This is a genomic window from Serratia sp. Sp408 (genome assembly GCF_057180665.1).
The window spans coordinates 1,649,538-1,662,270 of sequence record NZ_JBXUFT010000001.1 but is presented as its reverse complement, the minus strand read 5'-3'; the positions used below and the strand labels follow the sequence as shown (position 1 = coordinate 1,662,270).

General features: G+C 53.6%; 12 protein-coding genes. 5 read left to right on the top strand and 7 right to left on the bottom strand.

The genetic code is table 11. From position 1 onward, the window contains the following. The first annotated feature begins 52 nt into the window (after window positions 1–52). Window positions 53–214, top strand: a complete 162-nt coding sequence (locus AC2AXP_RS07815; RefSeq protein WP_004962285.1) for a YqaE/Pmp3 family membrane protein — start codon at window positions 53–55, stop codon at window positions 212–214. Between the two features lie 310 nt (window positions 215–524). Here the strand turns inward: AC2AXP_RS07815 and AC2AXP_RS07810 are convergent, their stop codons facing one another. After that, a complete protein-coding gene (locus AC2AXP_RS07810) occupies window positions 525–1,793 on the bottom strand; it encodes a YeaH/YhbH family protein (protein WP_004962288.1) in 1,269 nt (422 codons plus the stop codon). A 107-nt stretch (window positions 1,794–1,900) separates the two neighbouring features. Further along, entirely contained in the window at window positions 1,901–3,835 is a 1,935-nt protein-coding gene (gene yeaG, locus AC2AXP_RS07805; protein ID WP_039992045.1) for a protein kinase YeaG, read from the bottom strand. A 489-nt stretch (window positions 3,836–4,324) separates the two neighbouring features. On the opposite strand from yeaG, the gene AC2AXP_RS07800 reads away from it, so the two are divergent. Then, window positions 4,325–5,029 carry a MipA/OmpV family protein gene (locus AC2AXP_RS07800; RefSeq protein WP_039992713.1) on the top strand — a complete coding sequence of 235 codons (705 nt, stop codon included), beginning with the start codon at window positions 4,325–4,327 and terminating at the stop codon, window positions 5,027–5,029. Window positions 5,030–5,131: 102 nt separating this feature from the next. On the opposite strand, the gene AC2AXP_RS07795 is transcribed toward AC2AXP_RS07800, so the two are convergent. Together AC2AXP_RS07795 and gapA are read right to left on the bottom strand one after the other, a co-directional pair. Continuing rightward, window positions 5,132–6,010 carry a D-hexose-6-phosphate mutarotase gene (locus AC2AXP_RS07795; RefSeq protein ID WP_004962295.1) on the bottom strand — a complete coding sequence of 293 codons (879 nt, stop codon included), beginning with the start codon at window positions 6,008–6,010 and terminating at the stop codon, window positions 5,132–5,134. Window positions 6,011–6,113: 103 nt separating this feature from the next. After that, the gene (gene gapA / locus AC2AXP_RS07790) at window positions 6,114–7,109 is read right to left on the bottom strand and encodes a glyceraldehyde-3-phosphate dehydrogenase (RefSeq protein ID WP_004962296.1); all 996 of its coding nucleotides are present in this window, start codon (window positions 7,107–7,109) and stop codon (window positions 6,114–6,116) included. A 347-nt stretch (window positions 7,110–7,456) separates the two neighbouring features. Here gapA and msrB point away from each other — a divergent pair, with 347 nt between their 5' ends. Next, entirely contained in the window at window positions 7,457–7,870 is a 414-nt protein-coding gene (gene msrB / locus AC2AXP_RS07785) for a peptide-methionine (R)-S-oxide reductase MsrB (RefSeq protein ID WP_004962300.1), read from the top strand. A 60-nt stretch (window positions 7,871–7,930) separates the two neighbouring features. Beyond that, window positions 7,931–8,203 (top strand): YeaC family protein, encoded by a 273-nt coding sequence (locus AC2AXP_RS07780; protein ID WP_004962302.1) that lies wholly within the window; start codon window positions 7,931–7,933, stop codon window positions 8,201–8,203. 35 nt (window positions 8,204–8,238) lie between these two features. Here the strand turns inward: AC2AXP_RS07780 and pncA are convergent, their stop codons facing one another. The 3 genes from pncA to sppA form a co-directional block, all read right to left on the bottom strand. Beyond that, entirely contained in the window at window positions 8,239–8,868 is a 630-nt protein-coding gene (gene pncA, locus AC2AXP_RS07775) for a bifunctional nicotinamidase/pyrazinamidase (protein WP_004962304.1), read from the bottom strand. Between the two features lie 16 nt (window positions 8,869–8,884). Further along, window positions 8,885–9,901, bottom strand: a complete 1,017-nt coding sequence (gene ansA / locus AC2AXP_RS07770) for an asparaginase (protein WP_004962307.1) — start codon at window positions 9,899–9,901, stop codon at window positions 8,885–8,887. Window positions 9,902–9,994: 93 nt separating this feature from the next. Next, window positions 9,995–11,848 carry a signal peptide peptidase SppA gene (gene sppA / locus AC2AXP_RS07765; RefSeq protein ID WP_430299120.1) on the bottom strand — a complete coding sequence of 618 codons (1,854 nt, stop codon included), beginning with the start codon at window positions 11,846–11,848 and terminating at the stop codon, window positions 9,995–9,997. A 161-nt stretch (window positions 11,849–12,009) separates the two neighbouring features. On the opposite strand from sppA, the gene AC2AXP_RS07760 reads away from it, so the two are divergent. After that, window positions 12,010–12,561 carry an NAD(P)H nitroreductase gene (locus tag AC2AXP_RS07760; RefSeq protein ID WP_004962312.1) on the top strand — a complete coding sequence of 184 codons (552 nt, stop codon included), beginning with the start codon at window positions 12,010–12,012 and terminating at the stop codon, window positions 12,559–12,561. Window positions 12,562–12,733: the final 172 nt, after the last annotated feature.

Sequence of the window (12,733 nt, the reverse complement as noted above, 5' to 3'; positions counted from 1 at the left end):
TGTTAAATGGATATAATATGTTGGTAACTCATCAGCAAGTTAAGGAGTTATCATGGGTTTTTGGCGTATTGTTTTTACCATTATTTTACCCCCGCTGGGTGTGCTGCTGGATAAAGGCATCGGTGGCGCGTTTATCCTTAATATCATCCTGACGCTGCTGGGGTACTTCCCGGGTCTGATTCACGCTTTCTGGGTGCAAACCAAGCAATCCTGATCCTTGCGAGCCATTGAGTCCCGGCCGCGCCGCGCCGGGCTTCATAGCCGCCATACAGCGTTAAATATGCAGCATTTGAACAAATAACCACGCCAAAACAACCGCCAACGCGCCGGTCGTAACAAGAATGCACAGCATTTCCTTCACAGACGAAATCCTTTCTCTGGGCCGCTAAAACATTTGTTGTTGTTTTTACGGCAGATTCTAGATCTGTATGGGTAAAATTCCTAGTTAAAAATGCGCGTGAGCCGTGTCGTTAGCGGCATAAAAAAACCGGCCACGGGGGCCGGTTGATGACCGCGGCATGGTTTTACGCGGTTTGCGTGCGGAACAGTTCGCGGAATACCGGATAAATGTCATCCGGCTCGCGGATATGTTGCATGGCGAAGTTATCAAATCTGGCCTGCAAATCTTCATATTCCCGCCATAGCGTCTGATGGGCGCGGCGGGTGATTTCGATATAGCTGTAGTAACGTACCATTGGCAGCAGTTTCTTGGTCAGCAGCTCATGGCACAGCGGTGAGTCGTCAGCCCAGTTATCGCCATCCGAGGCCTGCGCCGCATAGATGTTCCATTGAGCCGGGTTGTAGCGTTCCTCCACCACTTCATGCATCAGTTTCAGCGCACTGGATACAATGGTGCCGCCGGTTTCCTGCGAATAGAAGAATTCCTGTTCGTCGACTTCCTTCGCCTGGGTGTGGTGGCGAATATAAACCACCTCGACGTTTTTATAGGTTCGGCTGAGGAACAGGTAGAGCAGGATGTAGAAGCGCTTGGCCATGTCTTTGGTGGCCTGATCCATTGAGCCGGAAACGTCCATCAGGCAGAACATCACCGCCTGGCTGGAGGGTTCAGGGCGACGTTCGTAGTTTTTGTAGCGTAAGTCAAAGGTGTCGATAAACGGCACCTTTTTGATCTTCTGGCGCAGCTCGGCAATCTCCTTGCGCAGCCGCTCCTCCTCCAGCAGTTGAACCGGTTCGGTATTTTCCAGATCGGTCAGTTGCTGTTCCAGTTGCTGCAGTTCTCGTCGTTTACCGGCGGTCATGGCGGTGCGACGGGCCAACGAATTTTGCAGCGAACGCACCACGCTGATGTTGGCTGGCACCCCGTTGGCGGTATAGCCCGCACGATGCGTTTTGAATTCGGTCAACTGCTTGTACTGATTTTTCTTCAGGTTCGGCAGTGCCAGATCCTCAAACAGCAGATCGAGATATTCGTCCTTGGATATCTGGAAGATGAACTCGTCCTGACCTTCGCCGTCCTGACTGGCATTGCCTTGGCCGCTACCGCCGCCGCCGCCGCCTTGCGGACGTTCGACGCGATCGTTCTGCACAAAGTGGTCATTGCCGGGGTGAACGCGATGGCGTGTGCCACCGCGACCCTGATGGAACATCGGTTCGTTTATATCGTCAGTCGGAATCGATACCGATTCGCCACTGTCTACGTCGGTGACCGAACGCTTGTTGATGGCTTCGGCAATCGACTGTTTTATTTGTGACTTGTAACGGCGCAAGAAACGTTGGCGGTTAACCATGCTCTTGTTTTTGCCGTTAAGCCGTCGGTCAATAAAGTAAGCCATAGTTCCCCCAGACGACGTTGCCAACTTTTTCCTCACGCTTGCAAACTGCCGCCGGTTAACGCGCGGCAGTCTGAAACAGGCTGAGAATAGTTATATCGACACAGACGTTATGATGATTTCCTTACCCGTAAATACCATTCACACAGCAGGCGAACCTGCTTGCGGGTATAGCCTTTTTCCATCATGCGATCGACAAAATCGTCGTGTTTTTTCTGCTCGTCCGTTGAGGTCTTGGCGTTAAACGAAATTACCGGCAGCAACTCTTCGGTGTTCGAGAACATTTTCTTCTCGATCACCGTACGCAGCTTCTCATAACTGGTCCAGTTCGGGTTACGGCCATTGTTGTTGGCACGGGCGCGCAGCACGAAGTTGACGATTTCATTGCGGAAATCCTTCGGGTTGCTGATGCCGGCCGGTTTTTCAATTTTCTCCAGTTCGGCGTTAAGTGATTCCCGGTCAAACAGTTGACCGGTATCAGGGTCACGGTACTCTTGATCCTGGATCCAGAAGTCGGCGTAGGTCACGTAGCGGTCAAAAATGTTCTGACCGTATTCAGAATAGGATTCCAGATAGGCGGTCTGGATCTCTTTGCCAATGAATTCAGCGTATTTCGGGATCAGATAGCCTTTCAGATGCTCAAGATATTTTTCCGCCAGATCCTGCGGGAATTGTTCACGCTCGATCTGCTGTTCCAGTACGTAGAACAGATGAACCGGGTTGGCTGCCACTTCGGTGTGGTCGAAGTTGAACACCCGTGACAGTATCTTGAAGGCAAAACGGGTTGAAAGACCGTTCATGCCTTCGTCCACCCCGGCGTAATCACGATACTCCTGATACGATTTTGCCTTCGGATCGGTATCTTTCAGGCTTTCACCATCGTAGACCCGCATTTTTGAATAGGTGCTGGAGTTTTCCGGCTCCTTCAATCGCGACAGGACGGTGAAGCGCGCCAGGGTTTCCAGCGTGCCCGGCGCGCATGGCGCATGGGACAGTTCGCTGTGATCCAGCAGCTTGTCATAAATCTTGATCTCCTCTGACACTCGCAGGCAGTAGGGCACCTTGACGATATAGACGCGGTCGAGGAAGGCTTCGTTGTTTTTGTTGTTGCGGAAGGTGACCCACTCCGATTCGTTGGAGTGCGCCAGGATAATGCCGTTGAACGGCAGGGCGGAAATACCCTCGGTACCGTTATAGTTACCTTCCTGAGTGGCGGTCAGCAGCGGGTGCAACACTTTGATCGGCGCCTTGAACATCTCGACGAATTCCATAATCCCCTGGTTGGCCCGGCACAGCGCACCGGAGTAGCCATAGGCGTCCGGATCGTTCTGCGCATGGTTTTCCAATTTACGGATGTCGACCTTGCCGACCAGTGCTGAAATATCCTGGTTGTTCTCATCACCCGGCTCGGTCTTGGCAATCGCGATCTGCTCCAGAATGGAAGGGCGCACTTTTACCACCTTGAACTTGGTGATATCGCCACCAAACTCGTGCAAACGCTTCGCTGCCCATGGTGACATGATGGTGCCGAGGTAGCGACGCGGAATGTTGTACTCTTTTTCCAGAATATTGGCGTCTTCCTGCGGGTTGAACAGGCACAGCGGATGGTCGTTGACCGGGCTGCGTTCGCCGTTGGCGCTGAGGGTATAAATCGGCACCAGTTGCATCAACGCCTTCAGGCGTTCTGCCAATGAGGACTTACCGCCGCCCACCGGGCCCAGCAGGTAAAGGATTTGTTTTTTCTCTTCGAGACCCTGTGCGGCGTGTTTCAGGTAAGAGACTATCTGCTCGATAGCTTCTTCCATGCCGTAGAATTCCTCGAAGGCCGGATAGCGTGCGATCACGCGGTTGGAGAACAGGCGAGACATGCGTGACTCAAGCGCGGTGTCGACCATGACCGGTTCACCGATAGCCATGAGCAGACGTTCCGCGGCATTGGCGTAGGCACTGCGATCTTGCCGGCAAATGGTAAGAAATTCCTGCAGTGTGAACTCTTCGTCCTTGGCAGCTTCGTAGCGCTGGCGATAGTGGTCAAATATGTTCATGGCGATGCCCGTCCTTTCGTTATTAGCACAGGTTAAAGGGAGCGTTTCATAGTCTTCTGGCCCCCGAAAGAAGAAGTTAATACCTGAGTACAGCAACCCGTATGCCAACTTGTTGCGCTTATTATCGCGAGTTGCGCTGTATTGCCACTGGGCTCAGGGTAATTTCACCTTCTGATTTAAGCTTAGTTGGCATAGCGGAAAATTTCCTGTCAACGAAAAAGCTTTTTTTAAGTCATATCAATGACTCAGTTATTGCAGGGTTTGCGGGGGGCCTTGTCGGGCGTGGGCTGCGCGCTAAAACGTCATGCTTCTGACATTCTTTATACATATTTCAGAATTAACTTAACGGATCTTGCTAATTTTCAAATGTAAATTTAAAGCGCGTAACCGAAATTTCACATACACTATCGCCGCTATTAATCTGTCATTTATGGAAGAGAACCAGTGAAGATATTTCAATTCAAAACGCTAGCGGTTATCGCGTCTGCTATGGTGTGTGCACAGAGTGCTCAGGCGGGAACCTGGTCGCTCGGTGCATCTGCGTTGGTGAGCCCGGATCCTTATCGCGGTAATCAGACTCGCGTTTATCCGGTACCGGTTATCAACTATGAAGCCGATGACTTCTACTTCCGTACGCTGACGGCTGGTTACTACCTGTGGAAAGATCAGGAAAACCAGTTGAGCGTAATGGCGTTCTATTCGCCATTGCACTATAAGCCAGGCGACAGCGATGACGATCGCATGAAACAGCTGAACAAGCGCCGGGCGACGTTGATGGCGGGGGTTGCGTATTCGCATAACGCAGAGTGGGGCACCATTCGCACCACCTTTGCCGGCGATACCCTGGATTACAGTAACGGCATGATCGGCGATCTGGCCTACCTGTACAAGTTCCAACTGGATGCCTGGACGCTGACGCCGGGCGTTGGCGTGACCTGGAACAGCAAGAATCAGAACAAATACTATTATGGCGTCAGCGAGGGTGAATCGCGTCGCAGCGGTTTGAACAGCTACACGCCGAACGACAGCTGGACGCCGTATGTTGAGCTGAGCGCCAACTACCAGATTAATGAAGCATGGAACGCCTTCTTTATGGGCCGCTATGTGCAATTGTCTGATGAGGTCAAAGACAGCCCGATGGTAGATAAATCCTACACCGGCATGCTGTGGACCGGCGTCAGTTACAGTTTCTAAGCTTTTCGCACGATTTTCGTGCGTTACAGGCATTAAAAAGGGGCGCTGGCGCCCCTTTTGCCTATCTGTCACCGAGAAAGCGGCGGTGTGCCGCTGCGGCGTTTATACGCCGTTTTTGCGGCAACGCAAGGTCACACCGAGCCGTGCCGGCTGTTCGCCACTGGCAATCAACGGCTTGCTGATACGACCGGTTTCCACACAAACCATGGTTTTATAACCGTCGTTAGCCATATCGGCCATGCTGCAAGACAGTTCAACGCCCGGATTCCAGGCAATCACATCGCTCATATGGTGATGATGCACTTCAATACTGCGTTGCAGGGTGGGGTCTTTTATCACGCTATAAGGCTCTGGCTGGGTGTAGACACGATCGGTTTGCCCGACAAACACCACGTCGCCAACCTGACGCGCTGCGGCGCCATTGGCCACTTTATCCAGATAATGCTCACCCAGCCCGGCCACTTTAATCGTTTCGATATCGCCGACCTGGAAATAGGTATGCAGTGCGGCAGTCGCCTGGTAATCCCCGTGCGATTCCAGCTCGATTTCACACTCTTCCCCCAGTTTGAAGCGGGCGATCAGCGTGAACGGATGCGGCCACAGCTTGCGGGTCTGTTCATTGTCTTGCAGGGTAAAGGTCAGGATCACGCCGTCCTGGTCTTCGTCGTGCGCTGTCAGCGACCACGGCATATTACGTGCAAAACCATGCGAAGGTTTACCCGCCGGGCCAAACCATGGCCAGCAGATCGGCACGCCGCCGCGAATGGCATTGCCCGGCGTGAAAGGCGTATTTTTGCTAAGCCATACCACCGGTTGTTCACCGCTGGGTTGCCAGGCCACCAGATGGGCGCCTTGCAGTGTAACCGCAGCGCGCACTTTTGGGTGCGAAACGACGATCACCGGCAGCGCATCCAGCTGACGTTGGCTGATGTAAGGGGAAATTTGTTCCGCTATTGGGAGGGTAAACAGTTTATCGTTCATCGCGTTGCCTTATATTTGCCATACCCGTCAGGTTATCGGCTATACAGAAAGCAAAAAAGGGCGACAAAAATGTCGCCCTCATGATCAGCAGTACATCATTCCATTACTTGGAGATGTGAGCGATCAGATCCAGAACCTTGTTAGAGTAGCCGGTTTCGTTGTCGTACCAGGAAACCAGTTTCACAAAGTTGTCGTTCAGTGCGATACCTGCTTTGGCATCGAACACGGAAGTCAGTTTCTCACCGTTGAAATCGGTAGAAACAACGTCGTCTTCGGTGTAGCCCAGCACGCCTTTCAGCTCGCCTTCAGCCGCTTCCTTGATCGCCGCACAGACTTCTTTGTAAGACGCAGGTTTTTCCAGACGCGCGGTCAGGTCAACCACAGACACGTTTGGCGTTGGAACGCGGAACGCCATACCAGTCAGTTTGCCGTTCAGCTCAGGAATAACTTTACCTACTGCCTTGGCAGCACCGGTAGAAGAAGGGATGATGTTCTGAGATGCGCCGCGGCCGCCGCGCCAGTCTTTGTGAGACGGGCCGTCAACGGTTTTCTGGGTAGCGGTAGTCGCGTGAACGGTGGTCATCAGCGCTTCAACGATACCGAATTTGTCGTTGATGACTTTAGCCAGTGGAGCCAGGCAGTTAGTGGTGCAAGAAGCGTTGGAAACGATTTCCTGACCCGCGTAGGACTTGTGGTTCACACCCATAACGAACATTGGGGTGTCATCTTTGGATGGGCCAGTCAGAACAACTTTCTTGGCGCCAGCTGCGATGTGTTTACGTGCGGTTTCGTCGGTCAGGAAGATACCGGTTGCTTCAGCAACCACGTCAACGCCCACTTCGTTCCACTTCAGGTTAGCCGGGTCTTTCTCTGCGGTAACACGGATGGTTTTGCCGTTAACAACCAGATGGCCGTCTTTAACTTCTACGCTACCGTTGAAACGGCCGTGCGTAGAGTCATATTTCAGCATGTAAGCCATGTATTCAGCGTCCAACAGATCGTTGATTGCAACGATTTCAATGTCGGAACGTTCCTGAGCAGCACGGAAAACAATGCGACCGATACGGCCAAAACCGTTGATACCTACTTTGATAGTCATATATTCCACCAGCTATTTGTTAGTGAATAAAAGGTTGGTTGTAAAATTACAAAAACCTTACCAAGCGTCAAGCGGAATCGTGTCAATTATTGCGGCAAGTCAAAGCAGAGGCCTGGGTTTGCACGCTTATTGCACGTTCCGTTTGCGTTCGGCCTCATTAAGATATGGGGTCAAACCGCTAAGTTTAAAGAGCGTCGCAACAATATATGTGATCGGCATCACATATAGTCGTGACCTGAACTTTATGGCGTACAGTTTAGGTCAAAAATGCCTGCAACGCTGTTAATTTTTTGTTATCATTAATCATTGTTTTCGTTGACATTATCCATAATTTGGGAATCGCACAAATGGCTAAAGAGCACACCCCCAACCAGCCGGTCACGGAACTGAATGAAATACAACGCTATGTGACTCAACAGCGCGGCACAGAAGCACCGTACACCGGCAAATTGCTGCATAATACTCGCGACGGTGTTTATCATTGCCTGTGTTGCAATGCGCCACTGTTCTATTCGGATACCAAGTTTGACGCCGGCTGCGGCTGGCCTAGCTTCTATCAACCGGTTTCGGACGATGCTATCCGCTATCTGGATGATAACTCACACAATATGCACCGCGTTGAGATACGTTGTGGCCAGTGTGATGCCCATCTTGGTCACGTTTTCCCTGATGGTCCACAGCCCACAGGCGAACGTTTTTGCGTTAACTCGGCATCGCTCAGTTTTACCGATAGCGAAAGCGGCGAAAATACCGCCGGTTAAGCGGTAAGAAAAATAACAAAATCGATTCAGCTATTATTCATATGAGCGAGGAACGAGCGGATGGACGTGAAGGATTTGATTGCGGCGATGACGCCCGAAATTTATCAGCGCCTGGTGCAAGCCGTGGAGTTGGGTAAGTGGCCGGACGGTGTTGCGCTGACGCCGGAACAGAAGGAAAACAGCTTGCAGGCGGTCATGCTCTGGCAGGCGCTGCATAATGACGATCCGCAGCATATGAGTATCGGCAAGGATGGTCAGATCGTTATGAAGAGCAAGCAGGAGCTGAAGCAACAGTTCGCTGCCGAACCGCTGATCAAGTTGAAGCCGCAGTAAGCGATAGGAAAGGGCGCCGAGGCGCCCGCTTTGGCCTAGCTGAGGTATTGTGACAGCGTCACTAGCTTGGCACCGGCCTGCTGCATGGCCTGTAATGCCTGTATGCTGTCATTGGCTTGCAGGTTGACCCCGCGACAGCCGTCGGTGATGACCGTGGTCCGATATCCCAGGGCCAGGGCGTCAAGCACGGTAAATTTCACACAATAATCAGTGGCTAATCCCATTACCGTCAATTCAGTCACACCCCGATCGCGCAGCCAGTCGTCAAGATCGGTTTTTGCCCGGTGTCCATTGTCGAAGAACGCGCTGTAGCTGTCGATGGACGGATCCTGCCCCTTGCGGAAAATTGCGGCTATTCCCTGACGATGCAATTGGCGGTGCAGTTCGGCCCCATCGCTGCCTTGCACACAGTGTACCGGCCACCACACCTGCGGCAAACCATCAAGTTCGCCCAGTTCACCGACCTTGGCAGCAGAGTTAACCGCAAAGCTTCGGTGATCGGCCGGATGCCAGTCTTGACTGGCGATCACCGGCACGCCACGCGCCAGACAGGCGGCGATGGCCTGATTGGCCACCGCGATGGTGGCGTCACCATCGACAACCGCCAGCGCGCCGCCGGGACAGAAGTCATTTTGCAAATCGATCAATAACAGGGCAACGCGCATGGAACCTCCTGATGAATTAACCGACGGTGCTTAATTCGCCGCGCAGATCCAGCTGCATCTGTTGGCGGATTTGCGCCGGCGACAGTGGCTGGCTCAGCAAGTAGTGCAGTTTGGTCAATGCGGCTTCCACCGTCATGTCGAAACCGCTGATCACGCCGGCATGCGCCAGCGCATTGCCGGTGGCGTAACCTTCCATATTGACTCGCCCGGAAATGCACTGGGTCAGGTTGACCACCACAATGCCACGCTCGGATGCATCGCGCAGTTCGTCAACCAGTTCGGCTTTTTGCGGCGCGTTGCCGACGCCATAAGAGCGCAAGATCAACGCCTTGACCGGTTGCAGCAGGAAGTTGCGCACCACCGCGCCGGAAATTCCCGGGTAGATGGTCACCACGCCGATCGGTTGCGGCGTTATGTTGTGTACCTGCAATTCACCATGACATGCCGGCGAGGCAATGCCGTTTTGACGGCGAATATGAATGCCGGCTTCCAGCAGCGGCGGCAGGTTGGGCGAGGCAAAGGCGTCAAAACCGTCGGCGTGCGCTTTGGTGGTGCGGTTACCGCGGAACAGTTTATTGTTGAAGAACAGGCTGACTTCGTTGACCGGATGGTTGGCCGCCAGATATAGCGCGTTCAGCAGGTTGGTCTGGCCGTCGGAGCGCAACTCCGCCAGCGGGATTTGTGACCCCGTCACGATGACTGGCTTGGCGAGATTTTCCAGCATGAACGACAGCGCAGAAGCGGTGAATGCCATGGTATCAGTGCCGTGCAGGATGACGAAGCCATCATATTGATCGTAGTTTTTCTTGATGTCATCGGCAATGTGTTGCCAATCTTCCGGCGTCATATCGGAGGAGTCGATCAGCGGGGCGTATTCATGAATGGTGAAGTTGGGCATTTCCGGGCGGTGGAACTCCGGCATCAGCGCCAGTTGCCGTTGCAGGTGGCCGGACACCGGAATGTAACCGTGTTCGGAGCGTTGCATGCCGATGGTACCGCCGGTGTAAGCGACGTAGATAGATTTCTTTTGCATTGTAGGGTTTCTGCTAATGATAAGATGGGCTGAATTATAGGGTGATTAGCGCAGAAAAAAAGCCCAGCGAGTGCCGGGCTGAAGATTAATTTGTTAGCGTACGTCACCGCAGTTCAGACAGATGGCGTAGCGGTTTTGCGGATCGTTCAGATTATTGAATAAACCCGGTTGCTCTTTCATCGCCATGGCTACCGAGGCCAGCGGCGCAGGCAACATCGATTGCAGGGCTGCCGGCAGCATGGCGTGGATCGACACGCCAAACTGGCTGAGCACCATGTCTGCCAGGCTCGGTGAATCGACGAACCAGTTCAAATGCCACTGTTTCAGCTTCGCCAATTCGGCGGCTTTCTGCACCGCGTCATCAAAGTCACCCAGTTGGTCGACCAACCCGTTGTTCTTGGCGTCACCGCCGGTCCAGACGTGACCCTGAGCAATTTTATCAACCTGTTCTGGCGACATCTTGCGCGCGCCAGCCACCAGATCGATAAAGTTCTTGTAGCCATTCTCGATGTTCAACTGCATCATCTGGGCAAACTCGGGCGGCAGCGCTTTGGTCACCGCCAAATCGGCCAGCGGCGAGGTCGCGACGCCGTCGGTGTGAACGCCAACGCTGTCAAGCGTATCCTGATAGGTGTTGATCACGCCGAAAATGCCGATAGAACCGGTAAGGGTGCTTGGGCTGGCAACGATATAGTTGGCAGGAGTAGAAATCCAGTAGCCACCGGAAGCCGCCATACCCCCCATGGAAACCACCACCGGTTTGCCGGCAGCACGCACCGCAGCCAGTTCGGAGCGGATCACCTCAGACGCGCTAACGCTGCCGCCCGGGCTGTTAACTCGCAGTACCACCGCTTTGATTTTAGGATCCAGACGGGCCTGACGCAGCTGTGCCGCGGTGGTGTCACCGCCAACCGTTCCCGGCGTTTGCGGACCGTCCATGATTGCGCCATTAGCGAACACCACGGCAATTTGGCCGCCCTGATCCGCTGCCGGTGCCGGCTGGTAGTCATAAATACTGACGGCGTTGAAATCGTTGTTTTGCTTATCCCAGCCAAAGGTCTTGATCAACTGGTTTTCCATCACGGTACGCGAAGCCAGCTCATCCACCAGCTTGCCGTCAAGTGCGTATTTCGCCGTATCGCCGCCGGCCGCTTGCAGGCCGCTCAGCACGCCGGCGGCTCCCGGGAACAATTGCGCGGTGGTGATTTGGCGGTTGGCCGCCACCGTGGTGAGGTAGTTTTGCCACAGGTTGCCGATCCAGCGGCTGTCCGCTTCACGTGCCGCCGGTGACATATCGTCGCGGATCATTGGCTCAACCGCCGACTTGTAAGTGCCAACGCGGAAGATATTGGTGGAGACCTTCAGCTTGTCGAGCAGCGACTTATAGTACAAATTGTTGGTGGCGAAGCCGTGCAGATCGACGTTGCCCTGCGGTGACAGATAAATCTTGTTCGCGAAGCTGGCTAAATAGTATTGCGTTTGGTTATAGCTATCGCCAATGGCATAGATCGGTTTGCCGCTGTCGCGGAATTCACGCAGAGCCTTGCCGATATATTGCAGAGAAGGCTGGTCGGCACCGGCGAAATCGTTCAACTGCAATACCATGCCGGTAATGTTTTTATCATCTTTGGCGCTACGGATGCTGTCGACGACGTCAAACAGCGAGTTTTCCTGCAGTTCACTGGCGGAGGCGCCAAGGAACTCGCGGCTGCGTTGGAGCAGACGGTTCTTCATGCTAGGTTGATCAACCACCACGCCGCTCAAGTTGACCAGCAAGGCGCCACGTGGCGTCTCAGCAGGCGCGCTGCCCTGGAAGGAAAAATAAATGCCGACACCAACCAAAATCAGCAGGATCAGAAACAGGTTAAGAATCAGTTCCCTGATGAAATTCAGCAGACGCCATGTCCACCTGAAAATACCGGCAATGGTACGCCACAATATATGCATGTTCTCTCCAAACATGAGCCGAGGATGTCACGCTATCCTAATGAGCAGCCAACGAAATGTCAGCTTTAAATCACCGGTCACAGCCGTAATTGTCCAGGCTGTAACTCGTTGTTTAGCTATGTTACCGTGATCGTAATGAAAATTGTTATCAGGAGTTTACTATGGATGCACTGGAACTATTATTGAATCGCCGTTCGGCCTCACGTTTGACGGCTCCGGCGCCAACGGGCGAAGTCCGGCAGAATATCATCAATGCCGGCTTACGCGCGCCGGATCACGGCGCGTTGCAACCATGGCGTTTTGTGATGATTGAAGAGCAGGGGTTGGAGCGCTTCAGTCAACTGTTACAAACTGCGGCTAAACAGGATAACCTCGACGACGCGGCGATTGACAAAGCCAGACAGGCGCCGTTTCGTGCACCGCTGATCATTACCGTCGTGGCGCATTGCAGCGAAAACCCCAAGGTTCCGCGTTGGGAGCAGGTGGTTTCCGCCGGTTGTGCGGTACAGGCGATGCAGATGGCGGCGCTGGCGCAAGGTTTTAACGGCATCTGGCGTACTGGCGCGTGGACCGAACATCCAATGGTGCGCAGCGCCTTCGGCTGCCGCGAGCAGGACGAAATTGTCGGTTTCCTCTATCTGGGGACCCCACAGTTAAAAGCGGCCACCAAAGTTATTGCCCCCGACAGTGACCCGTTCGTCAGTCACTTCTGATCCCCGCGGGTTTTCGTCAAAAAATGCGCGATAACCCGCAGATCTGTACTGTTTATGAGCAGGCCGTTCGCAGAAAGTCGGCTCGCTCTTATCAATCCCTCCACTAAGCGCTACCCTATAGCCCACATAGCGGGTGGTGCGTTGTCACGGCAGGCTAACGCATCCCGCATCG